This window comes from Loktanella sp. DJP18 (assembly GCF_049310965.1).
Classification (GTDB): domain Bacteria; phylum Pseudomonadota; class Alphaproteobacteria; order Rhodobacterales; family Rhodobacteraceae; genus Loktanella.
In genome coordinates, this window is record NZ_JBMERN010000036.1 from 1 (window position 1) to 24,803 (window position 24,803).

At 64.1% G+C, this 24,803-nt stretch carries 29 protein-coding genes, 1 tRNA gene and 1 riboswitch; of the genes, 20 read left to right on the forward strand and 10 right to left on the reverse strand.

Translation table 11 applies throughout. The features are described from left to right. Positions 1–11: 11 nt before the first annotated feature. The gene (locus ACOI1H_RS12050) at positions 12–332 is read right to left on the reverse strand and encodes a hypothetical protein (protein WP_422437759.1); all 321 of its coding nucleotides are present in this window, start codon (positions 330–332) and stop codon (positions 12–14) included. Between the two features lie 322 nt (positions 333–654). After that, positions 655–730: transfer RNA gene (locus tag ACOI1H_RS12055), tRNA-Lys, on the reverse strand. Positions 731–829: 99 nt separating this feature from the next. On the opposite strand from ACOI1H_RS12055, the gene dapF reads away from it, so the two are divergent. The 3 genes from dapF to ACOI1H_RS12070 all read left to right on the forward strand — a co-directional run bounded on the left by dapF (position 830) and on the right by ACOI1H_RS12070 (position 3,628). Beyond that, positions 830–1,645: a diaminopimelate epimerase gene (gene dapF, locus ACOI1H_RS12060; RefSeq protein ID WP_422437761.1), complete on the forward strand. Its 816-nt coding sequence runs from the start codon at positions 830–832 to the stop codon at positions 1,643–1,645. Continuing rightward, positions 1,638–2,894, forward strand: coding sequence for a tRNA (N(6)-L-threonylcarbamoyladenosine(37)-C(2))-methylthiotransferase MtaB (mtaB, locus tag ACOI1H_RS12065; protein ID WP_422437762.1), 1,257 nt, complete (start codon positions 1,638–1,640; stop codon positions 2,892–2,894). Before dapF ends, mtaB begins: the two co-directional genes overlap by 8 nt. Before the next feature lie 128 nt (positions 2,895–3,022). Continuing rightward, complete coding sequence (locus ACOI1H_RS12070) at positions 3,023–3,628, forward strand: glutathione S-transferase (RefSeq protein ID WP_422437763.1); 606 nt, start codon at positions 3,023–3,025, stop codon at positions 3,626–3,628. A gap of 6 nt (positions 3,629–3,634) precedes the next feature. On the opposite strand, the gene ACOI1H_RS12075 is transcribed toward ACOI1H_RS12070, so the two are convergent. Continuing rightward, positions 3,635–4,300: an outer membrane protein gene (locus tag ACOI1H_RS12075; RefSeq protein ID WP_422437765.1), complete on the reverse strand. Its 666-nt coding sequence runs from the start codon at positions 4,298–4,300 to the stop codon at positions 3,635–3,637. Positions 4,301–4,598: 298 nt separating this feature from the next. On the opposite strand from ACOI1H_RS12075, the gene petA reads away from it, so the two are divergent. From petA to ACOI1H_RS12090, 3 genes are read left to right on the forward strand one after another with little or no spacing between them, the layout of a single operon-like run. Beyond that, positions 4,599–5,180, forward strand: a complete 582-nt coding sequence (petA, locus tag ACOI1H_RS12080) for a ubiquinol-cytochrome c reductase iron-sulfur subunit (RefSeq protein WP_422437767.1) — start codon at positions 4,599–4,601, stop codon at positions 5,178–5,180. A gap of 12 nt (positions 5,181–5,192) precedes the next feature. After that, the gene (locus ACOI1H_RS12085; protein WP_422437768.1) at positions 5,193–6,533 is read left to right on the forward strand and encodes a cytochrome b; all 1,341 of its coding nucleotides are present in this window, start codon (positions 5,193–5,195) and stop codon (positions 6,531–6,533) included. 17 nt (positions 6,534–6,550) lie between these two features. After that, a complete protein-coding gene (locus ACOI1H_RS12090) occupies positions 6,551–7,408 on the forward strand; it encodes a cytochrome c1 (RefSeq protein WP_422437770.1) in 858 nt (285 codons plus the stop codon). A 61-nt stretch (positions 7,409–7,469) separates the two neighbouring features. Here ACOI1H_RS12090 and ACOI1H_RS12095 read toward each other — a convergent pair whose 3' ends face one another. From ACOI1H_RS12095 to ACOI1H_RS12110, 4 genes are all read right to left on the reverse strand, one after another. Further along, positions 7,470–8,159 carry an ATP-binding cassette domain-containing protein gene (locus ACOI1H_RS12095; protein ID WP_422437772.1) on the reverse strand — a complete coding sequence of 230 codons (690 nt, stop codon included), beginning with the start codon at positions 8,157–8,159 and terminating at the stop codon, positions 7,470–7,472. Next, complete coding sequence (locus ACOI1H_RS12100; protein ID WP_422437774.1) at positions 8,146–9,669, reverse strand: thiamine/thiamine pyrophosphate ABC transporter permease ThiP; 1,524 nt, start codon at positions 9,667–9,669, stop codon at positions 8,146–8,148. Before ACOI1H_RS12100 ends, ACOI1H_RS12095 begins: the two co-directional genes overlap by 14 nt. Continuing rightward, on the reverse strand, positions 9,645–10,634 hold the full coding sequence (thiB, locus tag ACOI1H_RS12105) for a thiamine ABC transporter substrate binding subunit (RefSeq protein ID WP_422437775.1): 990 nt from the start codon (positions 10,632–10,634) through the stop codon (positions 9,645–9,647). Before thiB ends, ACOI1H_RS12100 begins: the two co-directional genes overlap by 25 nt. Positions 10,635–10,670: 36 nt before the next feature. After that, positions 10,671–10,769, reverse strand: a riboswitch (TPP riboswitch). A 72-nt stretch (positions 10,770–10,841) separates the two neighbouring features. After that, complete coding sequence (locus tag ACOI1H_RS12110; protein ID WP_422437776.1) at positions 10,842–12,134, reverse strand: dicarboxylate/amino acid:cation symporter; 1,293 nt, start codon at positions 12,132–12,134, stop codon at positions 10,842–10,844. A gap of 249 nt (positions 12,135–12,383) precedes the next feature. Here ACOI1H_RS12110 and aroC point away from each other — a divergent pair, with 249 nt between their 5' ends. After that, the gene (gene aroC / locus ACOI1H_RS12115; RefSeq protein ID WP_422437778.1) at positions 12,384–13,490 is read left to right on the forward strand and encodes a chorismate synthase; all 1,107 of its coding nucleotides are present in this window, start codon (positions 12,384–12,386) and stop codon (positions 13,488–13,490) included. 18 nt (positions 13,491–13,508) lie between these two features. On the opposite strand, the gene ACOI1H_RS12120 is transcribed toward aroC, so the two are convergent. The 3 genes from ACOI1H_RS12120 to ACOI1H_RS12130 form a co-directional block, all read right to left on the reverse strand. Continuing rightward, the gene (locus ACOI1H_RS12120; RefSeq protein WP_422437780.1) at positions 13,509–13,856 is read right to left on the reverse strand and encodes a PRC-barrel domain-containing protein; all 348 of its coding nucleotides are present in this window, start codon (positions 13,854–13,856) and stop codon (positions 13,509–13,511) included. A 114-nt stretch (positions 13,857–13,970) separates the two neighbouring features. After that, positions 13,971–14,876, reverse strand: a complete 906-nt coding sequence (locus ACOI1H_RS12125; RefSeq protein WP_422437781.1) for a DMT family transporter — start codon at positions 14,874–14,876, stop codon at positions 13,971–13,973. Then, positions 14,876–15,754, reverse strand: a complete 879-nt coding sequence (locus tag ACOI1H_RS12130) for a LysR family transcriptional regulator (RefSeq protein ID WP_422437783.1) — start codon at positions 15,752–15,754, stop codon at positions 14,876–14,878. Before ACOI1H_RS12130 ends, ACOI1H_RS12125 begins: the two co-directional genes overlap by 1 nt. 130 nt (positions 15,755–15,884) lie before the next feature. Between ACOI1H_RS12130 and ACOI1H_RS12135 the strand changes: the two genes are divergently transcribed. The 13 genes from ACOI1H_RS12135 to ACOI1H_RS12195 all read left to right on the forward strand — a co-directional run bounded on the left by ACOI1H_RS12135 (position 15,885) and on the right by ACOI1H_RS12195 (position 24,800). Continuing rightward, a complete protein-coding gene (locus tag ACOI1H_RS12135; protein ID WP_422437785.1) occupies positions 15,885–16,820 on the forward strand; it encodes an alpha/beta hydrolase in 936 nt (311 codons plus the stop codon). A gap of 151 nt (positions 16,821–16,971) precedes the next feature. Continuing rightward, positions 16,972–18,474, forward strand: a complete 1,503-nt coding sequence (gene ffh, locus ACOI1H_RS12140) for a signal recognition particle protein (protein WP_422437786.1) — start codon at positions 16,972–16,974, stop codon at positions 18,472–18,474. An 80-nt stretch (positions 18,475–18,554) separates the two neighbouring features. Continuing rightward, positions 18,555–19,091 (forward strand): GNAT family N-acetyltransferase, encoded by a 537-nt coding sequence (locus ACOI1H_RS12145; RefSeq protein WP_422437788.1) that lies wholly within the window; start codon positions 18,555–18,557, stop codon positions 19,089–19,091. Then, positions 19,088–19,660: a GNAT family N-acetyltransferase gene (locus tag ACOI1H_RS12150; protein WP_422437790.1), complete on the forward strand. Its 573-nt coding sequence runs from the start codon at positions 19,088–19,090 to the stop codon at positions 19,658–19,660. Before ACOI1H_RS12145 ends, ACOI1H_RS12150 begins: the two co-directional genes overlap by 4 nt. Further along, on the forward strand, positions 19,657–19,953 hold the full coding sequence (locus ACOI1H_RS12155) for a chorismate mutase (RefSeq protein WP_422437791.1): 297 nt from the start codon (positions 19,657–19,659) through the stop codon (positions 19,951–19,953). Before ACOI1H_RS12150 ends, ACOI1H_RS12155 begins: the two co-directional genes overlap by 4 nt. A 41-nt stretch (positions 19,954–19,994) precedes the next feature. Next, positions 19,995–20,411 (forward strand): 30S ribosomal protein S16, encoded by a 417-nt coding sequence (gene rpsP, locus ACOI1H_RS12160; RefSeq protein WP_422437792.1) that lies wholly within the window; start codon positions 19,995–19,997, stop codon positions 20,409–20,411. A 99-nt stretch (positions 20,412–20,510) separates the two neighbouring features. Continuing rightward, the gene (gene rimM / locus ACOI1H_RS12165; RefSeq protein ID WP_422437794.1) at positions 20,511–21,038 is read left to right on the forward strand and encodes a ribosome maturation factor RimM; all 528 of its coding nucleotides are present in this window, start codon (positions 20,511–20,513) and stop codon (positions 21,036–21,038) included. Continuing rightward, positions 21,035–21,835: a hypothetical protein gene (locus ACOI1H_RS12170; RefSeq protein WP_422437795.1), complete on the forward strand. Its 801-nt coding sequence runs from the start codon at positions 21,035–21,037 to the stop codon at positions 21,833–21,835. Before rimM ends, ACOI1H_RS12170 begins: the two co-directional genes overlap by 4 nt. Then, complete coding sequence (locus tag ACOI1H_RS12175; RefSeq protein WP_422437796.1) at positions 21,835–22,656, forward strand: hypothetical protein; 822 nt, start codon at positions 21,835–21,837, stop codon at positions 22,654–22,656. The genes ACOI1H_RS12170 and ACOI1H_RS12175 overlap by 1 nt, the downstream gene beginning before the upstream one ends. Further along, positions 22,649–23,476, forward strand: a complete 828-nt coding sequence (gene trmD / locus ACOI1H_RS12180) for a tRNA (guanosine(37)-N1)-methyltransferase TrmD (protein ID WP_422437798.1) — start codon at positions 22,649–22,651, stop codon at positions 23,474–23,476. The genes ACOI1H_RS12175 and trmD overlap by 8 nt, the downstream gene beginning before the upstream one ends. A 51-nt stretch (positions 23,477–23,527) precedes the next feature. Then, the gene (gene rplS / locus ACOI1H_RS12185; RefSeq protein WP_422437799.1) at positions 23,528–23,905 is read left to right on the forward strand and encodes a 50S ribosomal protein L19; all 378 of its coding nucleotides are present in this window, start codon (positions 23,528–23,530) and stop codon (positions 23,903–23,905) included. Positions 23,906–23,916: 11 nt separating this feature from the next. Next, complete coding sequence (gene rpmE / locus ACOI1H_RS12190) at positions 23,917–24,138, forward strand: 50S ribosomal protein L31 (protein WP_422437800.1); 222 nt, start codon at positions 23,917–23,919, stop codon at positions 24,136–24,138. A gap of 107 nt (positions 24,139–24,245) precedes the next feature. Then, positions 24,246–24,800 (forward strand): cysteine hydrolase family protein, encoded by a 555-nt coding sequence (locus ACOI1H_RS12195; protein WP_422437801.1) that lies wholly within the window; start codon positions 24,246–24,248, stop codon positions 24,798–24,800. The last annotated feature ends 3 nt before the right edge of the window (positions 24,801–24,803 follow it).

Here is a 24,803-nt window from a genome sequence, read left to right on the forward strand (position 1 = left end):
CAATTTCCGCGTCATAACCCACGAGAACTTTCGGGTTTTGAAGTAGGAGAGGTATAGTAGTTTATTTCCCAAAAGATGTGACGATTTGTTACCGTGATCTCGCCGGTTTCGTGCTCACTATCGACATCGCAACTGTTCTCGCCTTCCTGCCCGCCTAGCCGCTTCATGATGCTCTCGACTTCGGAACGACCGAGCATGTGAATGCCCATCGAGATCGTGACGACCCCGCCGTTCCCAGTTCTCCTGAAGTTGTCGTTTAGCGCTCGGTTCTTCTGCACCGGAGACATGGTAGCCGTCAGTTTGACATGACCTGAGTATGCGTTGCCTGTCATGGTACGCTCCTTACTATTGGATTGAGGTGGATGTTTTGCGGTCAGGGCTTCGCCGTGAGACTCGCAACGACAAGCTACGCAAATTTAGTGAGTGCTGTGCTAGTGTGTGCTATGTCGCAGCTTCATTCTACTAGCTTTTTAAGGCCAGGTCAACTTATTCATAACAATCAGTACGTTAAGATGAATTTATCTTGCTGATACGACGTGTCGAAAATTCATCAATTATTATGTCGTGTTACGCTTCGCTACGCAGGGTGGTCGCTTGGTGGTTGCCATTAACGAATAATGGGTTAGCAGTTTCCCGCTAACCCATTGAATTCCGTGGTGAGCCGGTCGGGATCCGAACCCGAGACCTACTGATTAAAAGTCAGTTGCTCTACCAACTGAGCTACCGGCCCACGCCACGAGGGGCGATTTAGAAGGCTGGGCGGGTGGGGTCAACCCCGAATTGCCGCCCACTCTGGATAAAGTTCGGCGCGGCGCGTATATGCCGCGTCATGCAGGATCATTCCCCATCCATACCCTTCATGAAAATGCACGGCCTCGGCAACGATTTCGTCGTGATCGATGCGCGTGTCTCGTCGTCCGTGACACCCGCGCTGGCCACGGCGATGGCCGACCGGCATCGCGGCGTCGGGTACGATCAACTGGCCGAGATCAGCCACACCTCCGCCAGCAACGCCGACCTTCACCTGACCTTCTGGAACAGTGACGGCAGCCAGTCCGCGGCTTGCGGCAATGCGACCCGCTGCATCGCCGCGTGGGAAATGGTCGCGCGCGCGACCGACCGACTGACGATCTCGACCGACCGTGGCACGCTGTTCGCGCGCGACGCGGGTGGTGGCCAGACGGCTGTCAACATGGGCGACCCCCTGCTGGACTGGCGGCAGATTCCACTGGCAGAGGCGATGGACACCCTGTCCTTGCCGATCGACGGCACGCCCGTCGCGACCGGCATGGGCAATCCGCACTGCACCTTCTTCGTGGATGACGTAGCGATCATCGATCTGGCCGCACGCGGTGCGACAATGGAACGCCATCCCCTTTTTCCCGAGCGCACGAACGTGCAGTTCGCGCAGGTCACGGGGCCCGACCAACTCCGGATGCGGGTCTGGGAACGCGGCGTTGGCGTCACACTGGCCTCGGGTTCCTCCTCCTGCGCCGTGGCCGTCGCCGCGGCACGGCGCGGTCTGACCGGGCGACAGGTGCGGATCGACCTCGACGGCGGCACATTGCATGTCGACTGGCGCGACGATGGTGTCTGGCTGACCGGCCCCACGGCTCATGTCTTCGACGGGGTCTGGCATGGGTGATGCGCCGGTCTTTTCCAATCACGGTTGCCGCCTGAATGCCTATGAGGTCGCGGCGATGACCGAATTGGCGCAGGCGGCGGGCGTGACCAACGCCATCGTCGTCAATACCTGCGCCGTGACCGCCGAAGCCGTCCGCAAGGCCCGTCAGGACATCCGCAAGCTGCGGCGCGCGCACCCCGACGCCAGGCTGATCGTCACAGGATGCGCCGCCCAGACCGAACCTGCGACCTTTTCAGCCATGGCCGAAGTGGACATGGTCATCGGCAATACCGAAAAGATGCAGCCCGCAACCTGGGCCGCCCTCGCTCCCGATTTCACCGGTTCGACCGAACCGGTGCAAGTCGATGACATCATGTCCGTGCGCGAAACCGCGGGTCACCTGATCGACGGCTTCGGCACGCGGTCCCGCGCCTATGTGCAGGTCCAGAACGGCTGCGACCACCGTTGCACCTTCTGCATCATCCCCTTCGGTCGCGGCAATTCGCGGTCAGTCCCCGCGGGTGTGGTCGTGGACCAGATCAGGCGTCTCGTGGATCGCGGATTCCAAGAGGTCGTGCTGACCGGCGTCGACCTGACCTCCTGGGGTGCCGACCTGCCCGCCACTCCGCGCCTTGGCGATCTGGTGCTGCGCATCCTGAAACTGGTCCCCGACCTGCCGCGCCTGCGGATCTCCTCCATCGACAGTATCGAGGTGGACGAAGCCCTGATGCAGTCCATCGCGACCGAACCGCGCCTGATGCCGCACCTTCACCTGTCGCTGCAACACGGCGACAACCTGATCCTGAAGCGGATGAAGCGCCGTCATTCCCGAGAGGACGCGATCCGGTTCACCGAAGACGCGCGCCGCCTGCGCCCGGACATGACGTTCGGTGCCGACATCATCGCCGGTTTTCCGACCGAAACCGAAGAGACTTTCGCGAACGCCCTCGCCCTCGTGAAGGACTGCAACCTGACCTGGCTGCACGTCTTTCCCTACTCGCCACGCCCCGACACCCCAGCGGCCCGCATGCCGCAGGTGCGCGGCCCGGCGATCAAGGAACGCGCCGCCCGGCTGCGGGCGGCCGGCGACCTCGCCGTGCAGTCCCACCTTGCGGCGCAGATCGGCCAGACCCATCACGTGCTGATGGAATCGCCCCGCATGGGCCGCACCGCACAGTTCGCCGAGGTCCATTTCGACGCCGACCAGCCAGAGAGCCGGATCGTCACCGCCACCATCACGGCAACGACGGGCACCGTCCTGCGCGCCTGATCCGCATTCATCTGGCCAGATAAACTCCGGGGGACAGCCACAGGCTGGGGGGCTGGCCCCCTCCACCGCTTGCCTCATGCCCGGGCCTGTGGTTGGCTGCCACAAACTACAGGCAAAGGATTGCGCCGATGAAACTGTTGATGTCGCCCGCCTCTCCCTTTGCCCGCAAATGCCGGGTTCTTCTGCGAGAGGCCGATCTGATGGACACGGTCGCGGAGGTGACCGTCAGCACCAGTCCCACGGCGACCGACCACGGCGTCGCCGCCGCCAATCCGCTGGGCAAGATACCCGCCCTGCTGCGGGACCACGGCCCTGCGATCTACGACAGCCGGGTCATCACCCGCTTTCTGAACCACCATGCCGGAGCCAACTTCTATCCCGACACCCGCCTGTGGGAGGTGCTGACCCTCGAAGCGACCGCCGACGGCATCATGGAAGCCGCCCTTGCCATCACTTACGAAGTGCGCATACGGCCGCAGGACAAGCAGATGGACGTTTGGATGGACGCGCAGTGGGCCAAGGCCATCCGCGCCGTCGGTGCCATCGATCAGCGGTGGATGTCGCACCTGACCGGACCAATCGACATGGCGCAGATCGGTGTGGCCTGTGCGCTGTCCTACCTTGACTTGCGACACGATGCGCGAGGCTGGCGTAGCGGACATGATGCGCTTGCCGCCTGGCATGCGACCTTCATGACCCGCCCGGCGATGCAGGACACCACCGCCCCGACCTGACCGCAGTCAGAAGTTAAAACTGACGCCGACGTTCACGGCGTTGGTGATGATGTCGGTCTTGAGCGTACCGCCACCATCCAGTTCGGCCTCGTTCTGCGAATAGGTGAACTTGTATTCCCCGAAGACGGCGAAACGGTCGCTGACCGGATAGCTCACGCCCGCCAGCACGGTCGCCGCCGGTCCGGTGACCTGATAGCCCAGCGTGCTGGTGGTGCCGTTTGCCACCTCGACGTGCGGGATGGCCAGACCGATGCCGGCGCCGACATAGGGCGTCGCGCCGCCGACCGGATCGAACCGGCGATAGGCGTTCGCCGTCAGGGTGTTCAGACCATCGGTGAATTCCAGCGTCGTGAACGGCGTGCCTTCGCGGGATTCGTCCGAGGAATAGACCTTCGTATGGGTGAAATCGAGACCGTAGCCGAACCTCTCGCTGGCCCAGTAGGTCGCGCGCACGCCGTAATAAGGAGGCGGATCGAATGACCGTCCTTCCCACTTGACCCGTGTCTTCGCGGGATAAGCCAGATCGCCGGTCACGAAGACGTCGGAATGGGGCGCGCTCTGCGCTCCTCCGTAAAAGCTGAGTTCGATTTCCGCGCTTGCAGCGGTTGGCGCGACGGCCACCAGCATGGGGGCGACCAGCGTGGCGGCGACTGCGACATAGCGGATCATCATGCGGAACCCCAAGGTTGGCCAGTATGTGACACGAAATAGCTTCCGTGCGGTGCGGTCTCAAGACCGCGTTGCACTTATCTTAAACAGAATCACGTGATCTGCGCCACAGGACCGGGTCGGATGTTTGCGAAAAACTGCGTCATTCGTGCCGCAATCGCCCCCCCTGCGCCGGAATGTCCGCTGGACGGGCGCAGGCATGGGGGCTAAACAACGCCCGATCGGGGTGGCCTGAAACAGCCGCCCTCGCTGTATTCGCAGGGCAGTCACGCGGCTGCCCGACATAACCGGAGACATCCCTTTGTCACATGCAGACGAACATCAGGGCACACGCCGCGATTTCCTTTACTATGCGACCGCCGGGGCCGCCGTCGTTGTCGGTGGGGCCGCCGTGTGGCCGCTGGTCAACCAGATGAACCCCTCTGCCGACGTGCAGGCGCTGGCCTCGATCCGCGTCGACATCAGTGGCGTTGCCGAAGGCACGCAGCTGACGGTCCTATGGCAAGGCAAGCCCGTGTTCATCCGCTACCGGACGCCGCAGGAAATCGAGGCCGCGCGGTCCGTCGAGCTGAGCGAGTTGCCCGATCAAAGCGCCGAGAATGCCAACATCCCCGGGCAGGCAATCGCCACAGACGACAACCGCGCATTGCCTGCACCCGAAGGTTCGGACGCGCCGGAGGGCGCCTGGCTGGTCCAGATGGGTGTCTGCACGCACCTCGGCTGCGTGCCGCTGGGTGAACAGGGTGATTTCGGCGGCTGGTTCTGCCCCTGCCACGGGTCGCACTACGACACCTCTGGCCGCATCCGCAAAGGGCCGGCACCACGCAACCTGCCTGTGCCCGTCGCGTCCTTCGTCGACGCCACCACCATTCAACTCGGTTAAGGAGAGAGACCCATGGCTGGTATTCCCCACGACCACTACGAACCGAAGTCCGGCGGTGAAAAGTGGCTTTACAATCGGCTTCCCATTGTTGGCCTCGTCTATGACGCGCTGTTCATCCCGACGCCGAAGAACCTGAACTGGATGTGGATCTGGGGCATCGTCCTGGTCTTCACGCTGGTCCTTCAGATCGCGACCGGCGTCGTGCTGGTGATGCATTACACGCCGCATGTCGACCTGGCCTTTGCCTCGGTCGAACACATCATGCGTGACGTGAACGGCGGGCACATGATCCGCTACTTCCATTCCAACGGCGCATCGCTGTTCTTCGTCGCCGTCTACCTGCACATCTTCCGCAGCCTCTATTACGGGTCGTACAAGGCCCCGCGCGAGGTGACGTGGATCATCGGGATGCTGATGTATCTGCTGATGATGGGCACCGCCTTCATGGGCTACGTTCTGCCCTGGGGCCAGATGTCGTTCCACGGTACGGCAGTCATCACCGGCCTCTTCGGCGCGATCCCCTTCATCGGCGAATCGATCCAGACCTGGCTGCTCGGAGCGTCCGCCGTGGGCCAGCCTGCGCTGAACCGCTTCTTTTCGCTGCATTACCTGATGCCCTTCATCCTGCTGGGCCTGACAATCGTGCACGTCTGGGCGTTCCACACGACCGGCAACAACAACCCCACGGGCGTCGAAGTGCGTCGCACCTCCAAGGCCGATGCCGAAAAGGACACCCTGCCCTTCTGGCCCTACTTCGTGATCAAGGACCTGTTCGCGCTGGCCGTGATCCTGGCCGTGTTCATGGCAATTGTCGGGTTCATGCCGAACTACCTGGGCCACCCGGACAACTACATCCCGGCCAACCCGCTGGCGACGCCGTCGCATATCGTGCCTGAATGGTATTTCCTGCCGTTCTACGCGATCCTGCGCGCCTTCACGGCGGACGTCTGGGTCGTGCAGATCGTGAACTGGGTGACCTTCGGGATCGTCGATGCCAAGTTCTTCGGCGTGCTGGCGATGTTCGGTGCCATCGCCGTCATGGCGCTCGCCCCCTGGCTCGATACCTCGTCGGTCCGGTCGGGTCGTTTCCGCCCCACGTTCAAGTGGTGGTTCGCCCTTCTGGTGGTCGACTTCATCGTTCTGATGTGGGCCGGTGCGCAGCCTGCGGAATTCCCCTACGACTGGATTTCGCTGATCGCGGCAACCTACTGGTTCGCCTACTTCCTGATCATCCTGCCGCTGCTGGGCGTGATGGAAAAGCCGCTGGCGCAGCCTGCGACCATCGAAGACGACTTCAACGCGCACTACGCGCCGACCGGTGGCACCAAGACCATCGTGAACCCGGCCGAGTGAGAAAGGACCACGTGACCATGTTTCGCAAACTCACACTGACTGCGGCGGCAGCGCTGTCCCTGACATCGGGGGCGGTCCATGCAGCGGCGGAAGCCCATGTCACCGATTATGCCTTTCCCTTCGAAGGGCCATTCGGCAGCTATGACACGATGCAATTGCAGCGCGGACTGAAGATCTACACCGAGATCTGTGCCGCCTGTCATGGTCTGGAACTTGTGGCGTTCCGCACCCTGTCGGACGAGACGGGCCCGGCCATTCCCGAAGACCAGATGCGCGCCTATGCCGAAAACTTCGAGGTGTTCGACGAGGCTCTGGCTGACGGCGCAGGCGACTACCGCGTGGCGACTCCGGCGGATTACTATCCCGCATCCTCGCTGGCCAATGCGCCCGATCTGTCACTGATGGCCAAATCCCGTGCCGGCTTTCACGGGCCCTACGGGACCGGCATCAGCCAGTTCGTGAACGGCATGGGGGGGGCCGAGTACATTGCGTCCCTCATGACCGGCTACGAGGAAGAGCCGGAGTGTGCGCTGGAAATGGAAACCCCGATGGAAGGCTACTATAATGTCGCCTTCGCCAACGGCGGTTTCCCGGATGCCTGCAAGGACGAACACGGCCACCACACCGTGCCGGGCAGCTGGATTGCCATGCCGCAGCCGCTATACGGCGACGACGTGGTTTTTGATGACGGTCATGAAAGCACGCTCGAATCCCAGTCGGTGGATGTCGCGGCCTTTCTGATGTGGACCGCAGAACCCAAGTTGGTCGCACGCAAGCAGGCCGGCCTGACCGGGGTGATCTTCCTGTCGATCCTGTCGGTGCTGCTGTATCTCACCAACAAGCGCATCTGGGCACCGCACAAGAACAAGCACTAGGTCGTCCCGGACAGACCATGTTGAGAGGCCCGCCGTCAGGCGGGCCTTTTGCGTTGGTGGATCAACCAAGATAAGCGCGGGCAGCCTGTGACGGGGTCGCGAAGAAAATGTCCGTCGCCTGCGTCGGATGCGCCACGCCGTCATCGACGAAGACGATGCCGTCCGCAAAGGTCCGTGCATCCTGAGGATCATGGGTCACAACAACGACCGTGCGTCCCTGCGACGCAAGCCGGTCGCGGACAAGTCCCAACATCTCGTGACGCAGCGCAGGCCCGAGGGCGGCAAAGGCTTCGTCCAGCAGGACAACAGGACGGTCCGCCAAAAGCGTCCGCGCCAGTGCGGCCCGCCCGACCTGACCACCCGACAGCGCCGCGGGCTTGCGGTCGCCCAGGCCCTCCAGCCCGACCGATGTCAGGACATCCTCGACAACGGCCTGCTGCCGGACTGTCAGCCGCAGCCGGGGTGCCAGCGCCAGGCCGACATTCTGCGCCACGGTCAGGTGAGGAAACAGGTTGTGGTCCTGAAACAGCATCGTCACGGGCCGGTCGCCGGGGACCAGGCCACGCAGGTCGCGCCCGTCCCACAGGATGCGACCCTTCACCGGCTCCTCGAACCCGGCAATGGCCGACAGCAGCGTCGATTTACCGCCACCCGACGGCCCGATCACAGCCGTCAGGCCGGGCGGCAGGTCCAGCGACGCGCGCAGACGGAAATCGCCCCGCACAAGGGTCACGTCGTCAAGCGTCAGCATCCCGGTCGCCTCCTCTGTCGCAGACCCAGAATGCTCCCAAGGCCAGCGTAAGCAGCAATAATGCCGCACCAGCCGCCGCTTCCATCCGGTAGGCCCCCATCAATCGATACATCGCCAGCGGCAAGGTTTCCTGCGCTGGGGTCGCAAACAGGGCGACTACGCCAAGGTCTCCGATCGACAGGGCCATCGTCAGTCCGGCGGCGAACCGAAGGGGTCGCTTCAGGCGCGGCAGGGTTACGATGCGCAGCGTCGCAAGCGGCCCGAGGCCGAGTATTGCTGCCAGCCTGCCGTAGTCCGCCTTGATGTCCGCGACCGCCGGAGCCAACAGCCGCAACGCAAAGGGCAAAGCCATGATCGCATTCACCGCGATGGTCACCGGCAACGCCACCGCCGCTGGCGACACGAAGGGAAAGACGATCAGGAACAGCCCCGTGCCCATGACCAGCGCGCTGGCCGCCAAGGGCAGGACGCCGATCACGGTGACGAACAGACCGCCGTGCAGCGCGAGCGCCAAGGCACCGCATAGGCAAAGGGCTGTCGCCGCCAGCGCGACCGCAATCGACCGCAGCGCGGCAAAATAGATCTCGGCTCCGAGGCCTGGCAACGCTGGCACACCGCGCCAGACGATCAGGCACAGGGGCAAGACAAGGAACAGGGTCACCGCAGTCAGCCATGCCCAGTCCCAAGGGCTTTGATCCCAGCGAGCCACCGTCCGGTCCAACCCCTGGCCGAACCCCAAGACCGGAGTGACGCGCCAGGCCACGACGGCAGCGACGGCGCAGAGTGCGAACTGCACGCAGGCCAGCAGCGCTGCGCGCCCCAGATCGAAGTCGAACCGGATCGCCTGCCAGATCGCAAGCTCCACCGTCGTCGCCCGCGGCCCGCCGCCCAGCGTCAATACAACGGCGAAGCTGGTCAGACAGATCAGAAAGATCACCAGCAGCGCGGCTGGGGCGTGACGCGCCAGCATCGGCAGTTCCAGCACGCGCCAGATCGGCGCATTCAGTTGCGCGGCGAGGCGAAAGCGTTCAGCGGGGATCGACAGCCAGCCTTGCAGGATCAGTCGGACCGCCAGCGGCAGGTTGAAGAAGACGTGTGCGAGCACGACTCCCCCCGCACCGTAGATCGACAGCGGCTTCACGCCCAGGTTCACCAGACCTGCGTTCATCAGCCCGCCGCGACCAAAGACCGCAAGCAAACCCAGTACCGCGACGATCACCGGCAGAATGAATGGCGCACCCAGCAGGATCAGCAGCGCGCCGCGGCCGGGAAAGCGTCGGCGCGCCAGGGCGCGGGCAACCGGGATCGCCAGAAGCACGCTGACACCGGCGGACGCGGCGGCCTGCCACAGGGTGAACCGGATCGCCGCCCAGTCGCCCGATGTCAGCCCGCCCCCCACGTCGGCGCGTAAAGCGACAGCAGCCAGCGTGCCAAGCGTCAGCGCAAGAACCAGCGCCGCCGACAGCCCTGCGGGCAGGCGTTGGATCACTGCGAGAGTGCGGTGCGCCACGTCTCGACCAGTCCATCACGCAGGGTAGCGGCGTCTTCTGACGACAGCAGCAAACCCTTGGCCGGAACGGTCAGGGTGTCGAAGCCCTCGGGCAGCGGCGCATCGGTCGCCGGATACATCCAGTTCGTCTCCGGGATCACACCTTGGAACGCGGGTGTTGCGATGAAGGCCATGAACTGGTCCGCAAGGTCGGACTGGTCGGTGTTCGCAACCTTCGCCGCGACCTCGACCTGCAGGTAATTGCCCGCGTCGAACGCCCACGACGTCTTGGTGTCGTCGTCTTCCGCAATCAGGTGGTAGGCCGGCGAAGTCGTGTAGGACAGCACGGCGTCCGCCTCGCCTTCCAGAAACAGGTTGTAGGCCTCGGTCCAGCCCGGCGTGACGGTGACAATGTTGTCGGCAAGGTCCGTCCATATCTGCCCGGCATCGTCGCCGTGGACCGCATGAACCCACATCAGCAGGCCAAGACCGGGGGTCGAGGATCGGGGGTCTTCGATCACGACGGACAGATCGCTTGCGGCAAGGTCTGCAAAGGACGTGACGGGCACCGTGTCCTTGTTCGCGACAAATGCAAGGTATCCCCAGTCGAACGGCAGAAATGTATCGTCGTCCCATGCGACGGGCAGCGTCAGGTCGGCATCGACGCCATGCGGCGCAAACAGCCCGGTTTCGCGGGCGGCCGCGGTCAGGTTCGTATCCAGCCCCAGCACGATATCCGCGTCCGTGCGGGTTCCTTCCAGTTGCAGACGCGCCAGCAGGGCGGCACCGTCGCCAGCACCGGTAAACACCAGATCGCAGGCACATTCCGCCTCGAACGCTGTTTCGATTGCGGGGCCGGGGCCCCATTCGCTGGTGAAGCTGTCATAGGTCAGGACGTTCAGCGTGGGCGTCTGGGCGATGGCCGTCGTGGCACAGATCATCGCACCGACGCTTGCAAGGCCGAGACTCAGGGATTGGGTCTTCATGGTCATCCTCCAAAACGACGGGCGGAATGGAGGACAGCGTGATTGCCGGACCTTCCCTCCGCCGGTCCTAACCGGTTCAGGTTCAACGGGTCCGCTTGCGCATCTCAGCCAGTGAAGGCCCCCCGAGGTAGCCAACAGCTAGCGCGGCAGGGCGCAAAAGAAAAGGGCCGCAATTACTTGCGGTCCCTTCCGTCGATCCCGGCCCGTTCAGGCGATGGCATGATCCGGCAGATGCGCCTCGCCCTCGCCGGTGGTTCCGGCGTTGGGATTGTTGAAGGTGGCAAGGTCGATCTTGCCTTCACCCTTGGCCACGATGGTCGTCACGATCGCGTCGCCGGTGATGTTCACCGCGGTGCGGATCATGTCCATCAGACGGTCGACGCCCAGAATGATCGCGATGCCTTCGATCGGCAGGCCAACCTGGGTCAGCACCATCGTCAGCATGACAAGACCCACCCCCGGCACGCCCGCCGTTCCGATCGAGGCCAGCACCGACATGCCGATCACCGTCAGATAGCCCATCAGGCCCAGGTCGATGCCATAGACGTTGGCCAGAAAGACCGTCGCCACGCCCTGCATGATCGCGGTGCCGTCCATGTTGATCGTGGCACCGAACGGAATGCAGAACGATGCGACGCTTTCATCGACGCCAACCCGTTCCGTCGCGCATTGATAGGTGACGGGGATCGTCGCGTTTGACGACGCGGTCGAGAAGGCAAAGATCTGCGCCGGCCGCACCTTCTTCATGAAGGTCACCGGGTTCAGGCCGGTCAGCAGTCGCAACATTCCCGGCAAGGTCAGGAACAGGTGGATCATCAAGGCTCCCACCAGCGTCAGCACATAGGCGATGACCGGGATGAACAGGCCAAGCCCCTGTTCCGCGAAGGTCTTGGCAATCAGGGCGAACACGCCATAGGGCGCGGCACGCATGACGAGATCGACGATCTTCATCATCACCTCGTTCATGTAGTCGCAGGCCTCGATGAACGGCTTCGACCGATCGCCAAGCATCAGCACGGCGATGCCAAGGACCACGGTGTAGAAGATGACCTGCAACATCTCTCCGCTGGCGAAGGCTGCAATCGGGTTAGTCGGCACGATGGCGGCGAAGACGCCCCAGACGCTTGGTGCCTCGGCCCCGGTGATCCCGGTGGCGTCGATACCCGTCATGTCGAACCCCTTGCCGGGGCCAACAAGCGTCGCCAGCACCAGGGCCACAGTGATCGCGAGGGCGGTCGTGAAGATATAAAGGCCAAAGGATTTCGTGCCCACGCGACCCAGCACGCGCACGTCGCCGATCCCGGCGACCCCGCCGATGAGCGAGAAGAACACCAGCGGGACGACCAGCATCTTGAGCGCGTTGACGAACATCGTCCCGATCATGCCAAAGAAGCCCGCGACGACGTAATCGTTGATGAATGGCATATTCACGGTGTTGAAGACGACGCCGACCAGGATGCCAAGTCCCATCGCCAGCATGATCTTCATCGTAAGTGACATCTTGCCGTCACGGGGGGGGGTGGGGAAGTGGTGGTTGCATCCGCCATGCGACGTCTCCCGGATCGTTATGTTTACAAAGGATGAGGCGATTTTTGCACAGAATGTGCAATCTGGCGATGAAAACCTGAATCTATTTCGATAATCCTCATGGTATCAAGGCCATCGCGCCACTGTCGATACCCCGATCGCCCGAATTGAATCCGACCCGCCCATGGTTTAAGCCCGCAGGAACAACTGTGAGGCACACCCATGTCGGTCAATTCGTTCGGTCATCTGTTCCGTTTCACGACCTGGGGTGAAAGCCACGGCCCAGCCCTCGGCGCGACCGTCGACGGCTGCCCGCCGGGTGTCCCGCTGGAACCTGCGATGATCCAGCAATGGCTGGACAAGAGGCGCCCTGGCCAGAACCGCAATACCACCCAGCGCAACGAACCCGATGCGGTCGAGATTCTCTCCGGTGTCTACGAAGGCCGCACGACCGGCACGCCAATCCAGTTGATGATCCGCAACACGGACCAGAGGTCGAAGGATTACGGCGATATCCTGAATACATTCCGCCCCGGCCATGCGGACATCACGTATCACCAGAAATACGGGCTGCGCGATCCGCGCGGTGGCGGGCGGTCATCGGCGCGGGAAACGGCGTCGCGCGTTGCGGCCGGTGGGGTGGCGCGTGAGGCGCTTGCTGCCTTGGTGCCTCAGGTAAAGATCACCGGCTACATGGTCCAGATGGGCGAAAAGAAGATCGTCCGCGACCGGTTCGACTGGGACCAGATCGCGCGGAACGACTTCTGGTGCCCCGATGCGGTGGCTGCGGCAGAGTGGGAAGATTACCTGACGTGGCTGCGAAAGGACGACCACAACTCGGTCGGGGCCTTGATCGAGGTCGTGGCGCGCGGTGTGCCCGCCGGGATCGGTGCGCCGGTCTATGCCAAGCTCGACACCGATCTGGCTGCCGCGATGATGAGCATTAATGCCGTCAAAGGGGTGGAGATCGGTGAGGGTATGGCCGCCGCCGCGCTGACGGGGCGCGATAATGCCGACGAAATCTTCATGGGGAGCGATGGGCAGCCCGTATATTCCAGCAACCATTCGGGAGGCATTTTGGGCGGTATCAGCACCGGTCAGGACGTCGTCGTTCGCTTTGCGGTCAAACCGACATCGTCTATCCTGTCGCCGCGCCAGTCGATCACGATGCAGGGTCAGCCGATAGCGGTCGTGACGAAGGGCCGCCATGACCCCTGCGTCGGCATCCGCGCCGTCCCGGTGGGCGAGGCGATGATGGCTTGCGTCCTGCTCGATCACATCCTGCTGGATCGTGGCCAGACAGGCGGTGTGCGCGGCCGGATCGGCTGATCCGACCGCGCGGTCAGCCTACAGCCAATAGGGGGCCAACCCGTAATAGTCGTGCAACTGCGTCTCATAGGCGCGGTCGCGGTCCCATTCGTTGGTCCGCGCCGGCGCGCCCGTCAGGCGATCCTTCGTCAGATCGGTGACATAGCCGCCAAGGCCGGTGTCATAGCGCAGCGATTTCCACGGCAGAGGTTGATGGTCCTCGCCCATGCCTAGAAAGCCGCCGAAGTTCATCACCGCATAGGCGACGTTGCCGGACTGCTTGTCGATCATCAGGTGATCGATGTGACCGATCTGTTCGCGGTCGGTGCCATAGACGCTGGTGCCATTCACGCGGCTTGAATCGATCAGATTCTGGTCGTGTTCCACTTTAGATCCTCCTGTCTTCATGTGACGCCTCAACACACACGGCAGGCCAGCAGTTGCATGAATCAACGCTGGATCAGTCGAAAATTGCGCCAGTTTTAGGCAAAGACCGGCCGGTCAGGCTGGTACGCCGACCGGCCGGGCCTCTTCGTCGCGCAGCAGCAGGAACAGGGCGACGATTGTCAGGCCGATACCCACCAGGATCAGCGGCCCCGGTGCCGTAGCCCCCAATGCGAGCTGCCAGGCGATTACCCACGTCGGTGTCAGATAGGTGTAGGCCATGACTTTGGCGCTGGGTAGGCGTGTCGCCGCGAATTGCAACAGCACAAAGCTTGCGGCAGAAGCGAAAAGTGCGACATAAACGAGCGTGATCCAGACGATGCGTGGCAACTGCCCCCAGTCCGTCGCCGCGATTTCGCGTACGCCATACAGGCTGACCAGAACGGCCCCGCCCAGCAGCGTCAGGCAGGCAAAGGCAAGCGTCCCGTCGGCCCGTTTCAGCCGGGCGACCAAAGGGGTGTAAAGAGCGTGCGCCATGCAGCCCCAGAAGAAGATGAACTCCCCGCGCGCCACATCGAAGCCCAACAGCGCCGACAGGTCCGCCCGAAAGATGACCCACAGCGCGCCGATACCGCCGATCACCAGCGCCAGCATCATGCGGCCCGTCAGCCGTTGCCGCATCAGCAGCCAGCCGAACCCGGCCGCCATGATCGGCGTCAGGGTGAACACGGCAGAGGTGCTGACAGGGGGCGCGGTCTTCAGCCCTTCGAACATCGCGACGAAATAGCCGGCCATCAACGCCGCCAGCACGATATACCGCCAGGGGGCAGCCAGCACCCGACGGTCCCAGCCGCCCAGCGCGGTCGCCAGAATCGCCAAGACGCCCGAGGCCACCCAAAAGCGGGCCGCCGTCATCACCAGCGGGTCGATGTCGTTGGCCGCCCGCGATCCCAACGCAAACGATCCTGCCACCAGCGCCGAGAAGGTAAACATCGCCAGATGCCCTGCCGTCGCTGGCCGCATCAGCGCGACCACTCAGCCGTGCGGGTCTTGAGGTAGCTAAGAAAGGTCTGCACCTTCACGCTGCGGTGCAAATCGACGTGCGTGACCAGCCACAGTTTCCCGGCCCATTCCGGAGGCGGCGGCATCACCCGCGTCAGGTTCGGATACAAGGGCAGTTCCAGTTCAGACACGAATCCGATGCCTGCGCCGCCAAGGATCGCATCCGTCATCACGCGCATGTCGATCGCCCGCAGTACCATGCGCGACGGGCCGACCTTTTCATGCAGCCAGCGAAAGAACGGCGCGCGGTGCGGTTCCTCGACATGCGAGACGAAAATGTGGTTGACCAGATCGTCCTCGTCCTTCGGCATGCCATATCGTGCGACGTAGCTGTCGGACGCGACCAGCGCCATGCTTTGCGTCACCAGCGGCTGCACGACGTTGTCGGGCTCTGAGGGTTGCGCACCGGCCCGGATCGCGACATGCGCCTCTCCGTATTCCAGACGGAATACGCGGTCTCCGGTCAGCAGTTGCAGCCTGATCTCGGGATATTCCTGTTGGAATCCGACAAGGATCGGCATCAGAACCGGCCCAAGCGACGCAAGCGAGGTGATGACGAGATCCCCCCGCACGCCGTCGCCCAACCCCTTGATTCGACCCGCAAGCTGCGTGAACTGTTCGTCCGTGGCCTGTGCCACCCGCAGCAGATCGACACCCGCCTCTGTCGGGGTGTAGCCGCGCGCATGACGCTGAAAAAGCTTGACGCCCAGCCGTCCCTCGAGCGCGTCGATATGGCGAATCACGGTCGCATGGTGGACGCCCAGCGCGTCCGCCGCCCCGCTGACGGTGCCGGCGCGCGCCACCTGAAATGCAGTACGGATTTCGTCCCAGCTGTCCATTGCGACCCTGTGCGAAAAGGAACATTCGCTGCCAGATTTCGGCAATTTCGTTTGAAGATGCAACGTCTATTATGATCGGCCGCCGTCGCACGCCCCTTGACCCGCCGCACCGCAAGACAAAGATGCAACCATGCATTCCTTCAGCCAGAGATTTGCAACGCTGATCGCCCGGCTTGTCCAGAAGCCGCTATTGGCGCTGGTGCGCAGTCCCGCGATCATGCGGCGGCTGTTCACCTTGAACGCGATCATCGGCGTCCGCACGCCCAAGGGACTGACCCTGACGCCGCTGCGCCTTGGCGGGCGGACCTGCACGCTGTGCAACATGGGGCAGCGGCATGACCACGGCACGCTGCTCTATATTCACGGCGGGGCCTTCGTGATCGGCAACCTGCGCGGCTATCGCCACCTTGTCGCGGCGCTTGGCCAGCGTGCCGGGATGCGCGCGGTATTCCTGAACTATCGCCGCGCGCCGGAACATCCGTTCCCCGCCGCCCTCGACGATGCAGAGGCCGCGTGGCGTGCCCTCGTTGCCGATCCGGACACCGGTCCTTTGTCGTTGGCGGGCGACAGCGCCGGAGGGAACATTGCGCTGGCCCTGCTGCACCGCATCATCGCCAAGGGGCTGCCGTTGCCTGCCGCTGTTGCCGTCCTGTCACCCGTGACGGACCTGCGTCTGCTGAACGAATCGCTGGCTGCGAACCGCCGACACGATCCGCTGGTGTCCACGAGATGGGGTGCCCGCGGCGTCGCGGCCTATCTGAACGGGGCCGACCCCGAACAGCCCGAAGCCTCGCCGATCCTCGGCGACTTCACCGGCGCGCCGCCCGTCCTGATCCACGCCGACACGACGGAAGTGCTGTTCGACGACGCACGCCTCATGGCCGACCGTCTGCGCTGTCAGGGCGTCGATGTCACGCTGGCTTGTCAGACCGGTTTGCCCCACGTCTGGCACATGAGCGTCGGCCGCACGCCCGAGGCGGACGCCAGCGTGGCCGAGGTCGCGGACTTCCTCGCAGCCCATGCGACAAAGGCCCCGGCACTTGACTCGCGACCACCGACGCTCTAGAGGCCAGCCAACACCCGGAAGCATAGCCTTCCGGTCCCCTGCTTGCCGGGGGATCGCCCCTCGTCAGCGCGTTGCGCCCACGGGGGCGCTACTGCATTGAACGTCCGGCCCTATATCAGGGTCTGGTGTAACGAAAACGGGGCCCGCGCCGATGTTCGAGAATCTCTCAGACCGCCTGTCAGGCGTCTTCGACAAGCTGACCAAGCAGGGTGCGCTGTCCGACGACGACGTCAAAACCGCCCTGCGCGAGGTCCGCGTCGCCTTGCTGGAGGCGGACGTGTCCTTGCCCGTCGCGCGCGATTTCGTCGCCGCCGTGCAGGCCAAGGCGACCGGCCAGTCCGTCACCAAGTCGATCACGCCCGGCCAGCAGGTCGTCAAGATCGTCCATGACGAACTGGAACGCGTGCTGACCGGTGACACCGACCCCGGCGCGCTGAAGATCGACAACCCGCCCGCCCCCATCCTGATGGTCGGCTTGCAGGGTTCGGGCAAGACGACCACGACCGCCAAGCTGGCGAAACGGCTGAAGGAACGCGAAGGCAAGCGCGTCCTGATGGCGTCCCTCGACACCAACCGCCCGGCCGCGATGGAACAGCTGGCGATCCTCGGCGTGCAGATCGGCGTCGACACCTTGCCGATCGTCAAGGGCGAAACCCCTGTGCAGATCGCAAAACGCGCCAAGACCGCCGCATCGCTTGGCGGCTACGACGTCTACATGCTCGACACCGCCGGGCGGTTGCACATCGACGCCGAACTGATCGCGCAGGCCGCCGCCGTCCGCGACATCGCCAACCCGCGCGAGACGCTGCTGGTCGTCGATGGGCTAACCGGTCAGGACGCGGTCAATGTCGCACAGGAATTCGACGACAAGATCGGCGTCACGGGCGTCGTGCTGACCCGGATGGACGGCGACGGGCGCGGCGGTGCCGCCCTGTCGATGCGCGCGATCACCGGCAAGCCGATCCGCTTCGTCGGTCTGGGCGAGAAGATGGACGCCCTCGAAACCTTCGAGCCGGGCCGCATCGCGGGCCGCATCCTCGGCATGGGCGACATCGTGGCGCTCGTGGAAAAGGCGCAGGCGACGATTGAGGCCGAACAGGCCGAAAAGATGATGAGGCGGTTCCAGAAGGGTCGTTTCAACATGAACGACCTCAAGATGCAGCTGGACCAGATGCTCAAGATGGGCGGGATGGAAGGCATGATGGGGATGATCCCCGGCATGGGCAAGATGTCCAAGCAGATGGACGCCGCCGGGATCGACGACAGCATCCTGCGCCGCCAGATCGCGCTGATCAACTCCATGACCAAGGCGGAACGCGCCAACCCCGACCTGCTGGCCGCCAGCCGCAAGAAGCGGATCGCCAAGGGGGCGGGTCTGGAAGTCAGCGAGTTGAACAAGCTGGTGAAACAGCACCGTCAGATGGCCGACATGATGAAGAAGATGGGCAAGGGCGGCATGCTCAAGAACGCGATGAAACAGATGATGGGCAAGGGCGGCATGCCCGACATGAACGACCCCGCCGCCATGCAGGAGGCCGCGAAAGCCCTGCAGGGCAAGATGCCCGCAGGCGGCATGGGCGGCGGTCTGCCCGGCCTCGGCGGTGGCGGCATGAAACTGCCCGCCGGTCTCTCCGGCTTCGGCAAGAAGAAATAGGCGATGTCCCTCCGCATTCATCTGGCCCCTAAACTCCCGCCGGAGGCATCCTGCGCTCTCGGCTGGCAGGGCGGTGCCGCATGCTGACGACCGTCCCGACCCTGCAAACCGCCCGCCTGACCCTGCGGCCCCCCGCAACCAAGGACTGGCCCGCGTTCCGCGACTTCATGCAGTCCGACCGGGCGGCGCACTTCCACCAGCAGGGCAATCTCGGCGCGATCTGGCGCGGCTTTGCCGCCGAACTCGGGCATTGGGAGATTTTCGGCTACGGCATGTGGACCGTCACCCGGAACGGTGACGACACTGCCCTGGGCCTGATCGGTCCCTGGACGCCGCCCGACTGGCCGGAAACCGAAATTGGCTGGATGATCTTCGACGCCGCCACCGAGGGCACCGGCATCGCGTCAGAAGCGGCCCGGGCCAGCCTGACCCACGCCTTTGACGTGTTGGGCTGGGCCACCGCCGTCAGCTACATCGCACCAGACAATGCCCGGTCCATCGCCTTGGCCGAACGACTGGGGGCTGTCCGGGACCCGGACGCCCTGCGGCCCGCCAACTCTCCCGACAGCGCCGTTTGGCGCCACAGGTCCCCCGCTTCAACCGGAGACGCATCATGACGATCCACCCTTGGGAACACCCCCCCGCCGGACAGGCCGCCGTCGCCGTCGACCGCATCGCGCAGGCCCTGCCGAGGATTGCGACCGACCGCACCTTTCTGCGCGGCCCCTACATGGAGGATTTCGTCGTCTTCGCGGACCTCGTGACCTCTGACCGGGGCCGCTATGTCTCTGGCCCGCTGACCCGCGAAGGGGCCTGGGACGACTTCATCCAGCTGACCGCCAGCTGGATCCTGCGCGGCTGCGGCTTGTGGACGGTCGAACACCAAGACGACAAGCGCGTGCTGGGCTTCGTGCTGCTGGGCCATGAAACCGGCGATCCGGAACCCGAACTCGGGTTTCTCTTCACCGAAGAGGCCGAAGGCGAAGGTTATGCGTTCGAGGCGTCCGAGAAGGCGCGCAACAACGCATGGAACGCGTTGAGCTTCGACACGCTGGTCAGCTATATCGACCCGGACAACGCCCGTGCCATAGCACTCGCCAAGCGCCTTGGCGCAGAAAAAGTCGCTGGCGACATCCACGACGGCTGCGAGGTCTGGCGCTATGCCCGGCCGGAGTATGACCTGTGACCGACGACACCACCCGAGCCGCAGAAGTCCTGAAGGACCACCGCGCCAGCATCGACCGGCTCGACGCGATCCTCGTCTACACGCTGGGCGAGCGGTTCAAGCATACGCAGGCCGTGGGCCGGCTGAAGGCGGAACACGCCTTGCCGCCTTCGGACCCCACACGCGAGGCGACACAGATCGCCCGCCTCACCGATCTTGCGAACAAGGCCGATCTGGATCCTGAATTCGCCAAGAAATTCCTGAACTTCATCATTCAGGAAGTCATCCACCACCACGAACAACACCAATCCTGACGGCACCCGCCGTTCCCAAAACCAAAGAAGGACTATCACCCATGGCCATGAAAATTCGTCTCGCCCGCGGCGGCTCCAAGAAGCGCCCGTATTACTCCATCGTCGCCGCCGACAGCCGGATGCCGCGCGACGGCCGCTTCAAGGAAAAGCTGGGCACCTACGCGCCGATGCTGGCCAAGGACGACGAGAACCGCGTGAAGATGGACCTGGAGCGCATCCAGTACTGGCTGGACCAGGGTGCCACCCCGACCGACCGCGTCGCCCGCATGCTGGAAGCCGCAGGCACCCTGCCCAAGAAGGACCGTGCCAACCTGAAAAAGGGTGAGCCGGGCAAGGCCGCCAAGGCCCGCGCCGACGAAAGGGCCGCCAAGGCAAAGGCGATCGAAGACGCCGCCAACGCACCGGCAGAGGCTCCGGCTGAAGAAGCAGCGACCGAAGAGACCGCAGCGCAGGAGTAATCCGCGCTGCCTGCCGGGCCGGATCGCGACGATCCGGCCCGGTCCCCCTGCTTTGCCGGGTGCTGGTCCGCAGCGCCCCGCCAATCAGAGGGTTTTGCAATGTCAGACACCGCATCCGATCTCCGCGTCATCGTCGGCCGCCTGTCCGGGTACTTTGGCGTGCGCGGCGAGGTTCGGCTGAAATCCTTCTGCGCCGAACCAGAGGCCATCGCCGACTATACCCCGCTGACGACCGAAGCCGGACTGACCTTTGCGCAGGTCGTGTTGACCGGGCAGATCAAGGGCGGCTTTACGGCGCGCCTTGACGGCGTCGTGACAAAGGAAGACGCCGACGCGCTGACCAACGTTGACCTTTACGCCCTGCGCACGGCCCTGCCCGCGACTGACGACGATGAATACTACTATGCCGACCTCGAGGGGCTGACGGTCCTCGACACCGGCGGTGTCACTCTGGGCCGTGTGGTGCGCGTGGTGGATCACGGGGCCGGCGATCTGCTTGACATCGCGGTGCCGGGACAGTCGGAAACCGTGCTGCTGCCTTTCACGCAAGCCTTGGTGCCGACCGTGGACCTGACCGCAGGGCGCATTATCGCCGATCCGCCTGACGGGCTGTTCCCCGCCCCATGACCCGCATCCTGCTGCATCCGGGGTTTCACAAGACCGGCACCAGTTCGATCCAGCATTTCCTGTGGTTGAACCGGGATGCGTTGGCCCCCTATGTGGCACCCGTGATGCTGCGCCACCTGAAACCGGTCGTGCGCATGGCCTGCCGGTTTTCACGGTTCCGGAACCCCATCGACCTGATCGACATCGTCCCGGCGCTGGATCAGGCCGTGCAAGAGGCCGCCCTTCGCCCCGGTCAGGACATCGTGGTGTCCTGCGAGGGGCTGCTGGGGCATTTGCCCGGCTGGCCCGGCGTTGCGACCTACGGGTCCGCGCCCACGCTGATCGCCTGCTACGCGGGCTACTTTCAGGATCGCTACCCCGGTGCCGATCTGCGTGTCGTTCTGACGACCCGAGACGCCGCCGGCTGGTTGTTCAGCGCCTATCGTCACCATCTGCGGGGCCAGCGGCTGACCATGACGGCCGATGACTTTGCGACGACCTATGCCGCCGCGGCCGACCTTGAAGGCATGGCCGTTGCCGTGGCCGCTGTGATCGACACGCCTCTGTCAACGGTCGACCTATCCGACATGCAGGGCCTTCCCGGCGGCCCCGGCGGCGCGATCTGCGACCTGATGGACCTGCCGGCGACAACTGTCGCTGCCCTGAAACCCGTCGGTCCAGGCAATGCCGGCCCGAGCGAGGGGTTGTGGCGGCAGTTCCTCGATCTGAACCGCAGCACCCTGTCGGACCGCGCGGTGCAGGCCGAAAAGACGCGGCTGGCACAGAATGCCGATCTGGGTGGGTGGCGGACAACCTGATGGTCCATGTCGTCGTGCATCCCGGCTTTCACAAGACCGGCACATCATCCCTGCAAAGCTTGCTGGGTCAGAACCGGCGCGCGTTGAAACCCTACCTGACGTTCTACGGCAAGGCTGATTTTCTGGCCGCCGGAAGTGCGGCCCGGATTTACGGACAAAAGCCCTATCCCTGGCGGCTGCGAGCGTTCCGCCGGACGTTTGACCGCTTTCTTGCCAGTATTCCTGATGCGCCGGTGATCGTGCTGTCGCGTGAGACGTTCAGCGGGTCGATGCCGGGCCACCGCCGCTTTCCCGCGCGGCTGATCCGCGACTACCGCCGCGCTGCCGTGCCCCTGGGCCAGCAGATCATCGCCGCCCTGCGTGCGCGGTTCGGCGAAGACGTGCAGATCACGTTCCTTTACACCCTGCGGGACCGCGAAAGCTGGATTCGCAGCATCTACGGTCACCTGCTCCGCTCGATCCACCTGCGCGACGATTACGACCGGTTTCGCGCCCGCTTTCCCGACCTGATCGCCCCCCGGACCGAGGCGGAGGCGATTGCGAAGACGCTTGGCGTGACGGCGCATTTCGTCACGCTGGAGGAGACAGGCCCGCGTCGCGAAGGCCCGGCCAGCGCAGTTCTTGACTTGTTGGGTGTGCCCCAAGCGGTGCGCGACGGCCTGCCGCCCGCCACCCGCGCCAATGCCGGCCAGACCCGCGCGCTGGAAGACCGGTTTCTGACCATGAACCGGGCCAGCCGCGAGAAGGCCGCATTGAAGGCGGCCAAAGACGCACTGCTCAAGGCCGCGCGCGTGGCCGACAAGGACAATGCAGATGACTGACGCACCACCCCCGCGCGCCCTGGGCCGCAAGACGATCCGCCCCACCCTGCAGCCGCAGGAACTGATGACGGACGCGCCCGATCTGGCCGGTGTCTGGACGGCGCAGGTCCTGACGCTGCTGCCCGATGCCTTTCCCGGCATCCTGGGTGACAGCCTGCTGGGCCGTGCGCTAAAGGACGACCTGTGGCAGTTGCAGGTCACCGATCTGCGACGGTTTGGCGAGGGAAAGCATCGCAACGTGGACGACACCCCCGCCGGCGGGGGTGCGGGCATGGTCCTGCGTGCGGATGTGCTGGAAAAGGCCCTGCGCGAGGTGCGCAGCGGTGTGCGGGGCAACATGCCGCTGATTTACCTGTCGCCACGCGGTCGCCCCATGACGCAGGCCCTGATGCAAAGCCTGTCGCTGGCCGATGGCGTGACCCTGCTATGCGGCCGGTTCGAAGGCATCGACGAGCGCGTGATAGACCATTTTGACATGATCGAGGTGTCGCTGGGCGACTTCGTGATGACCGGCGGCGAGATCGCGGCAATGGCCTTGATTGATGCCACGGTCCGTCTTATACCCCGCGTGCTTGGGAATCAGGAGTCCACGGTCGAAGAGTCCTTCTCCGATGGTTTGCTGGAACACCCGCACTACACGAAACCCGCCGACTGGCACGGCCGCACCATACCCGACGTTCTTCTGTCGGGACATCATGGACGGATCACCGACTGGCGACGGGCGCAGGCCGAAAGGCTGACAAAGGAACGCCGACCTGATCTCTGGCGGGCTTACTGTGCAAGACACGGTAGGGACCCGGATGAAGACCGAGAGCTCTGAGGTTCGCATCAACGTCGCGGGAAAACCCGTGTTATCATAGGAGCGCATGATATGGATATCATCGCACAGATCGAAGCGGAGCAGGTTGCTGCGCTGGGGAAAGTGATCCCCGACTTCAAGGCGGGTGACACCATCCGCGTCGGTTACAAGGTGACCGAAGGCACCCGCACCCGGGTTCAGAATTACGAAGGCGTCTGCATCGCCCGCAAGAACGGGTCCGGCATCGCCGGTTCGTTCACGGTGCGCAAGATCTCCTTCGGCGAGGGCGTGGAACGCGTGTTCCCGCTGCACTCCACCAATATCGACAGCATCGAGGTCGTGCGTCGCGGCAAGGTCCGTCGCGCGAAGCTGTATTACCTGCGCGCCCGTCGCGGCAAGTCGGCGCGTATCGTCGAAGCCACCAATTACAAGCCTCTGGCAGACAAGTAAGGATCAGCGCGATGAAAAAGGACATTCACCCCGACTACCACGATATCGACGTCAAGATGACCGACGGCACCGTGGTCAAGATGCGGTCCACCTGGGGCAAGGAAGGCGACCAGATGTCGCTGGACATCGACCCTTCCGTGCACCCGGCTTGGACCGGCGGCTCGTCCCGCCTGATGGACTCCGGCGGCCGCGTGTCGAAGTTCAAGAACAAGTACGCCGGTCTGGGCTTCTAAGCCGACCAGCGCGACGGATCGAAACGCCGCCCCATGTGGGCGGCGTTTTGCGTTTGTGCAGGGCGATGGATGCGCTAGCTGTCGAGTCTGACCCATCGGAGGACAAGATGCCCGACACTGCCCTGATCCTGATCGACATCCAGAACGACTATTTCCCCGGTGGCGCGTGGGAGGTTGACCGGATGGAGACCGTCGCCGCCAATGCCGCGCGCCTCCTGGCGGCGGCCCGCAGCGCCGGCGATCTGGTCATCCACGTCCGGCACGAGGCCGGATCGGACACCGCCCCCTTCTTTCGCCCCGGCACACCCGGCGCGCAGATCAACGCCGCAGTCGCACCGCAGGACGGCGAGGCGGTCGTGCTGAAGCACCGGCCAAACGGCTTTCACGAAACCGATTTGCTGGATCGGTTACGCGATGCGGCGGTCGTGAACGTGACGATCTGCGGTGCCATGACCCAGATGTGTGTCGACGCCACGACACGGGCCGCCGTCGACCACGGTTTCAAGACGACGGTCATTTCGGACGCCTGCGGGGCAAAGGCCATCACCTATGGCGGCACGGACGTTCCCGCTGATGTTGTGCAGACGGCGTTTCTGGCCCCGCTGGCCATGAGCTATGCGCGGGTCCTGACAACGGTCGAAGCCCTGTCGCATCCCGGATGACGA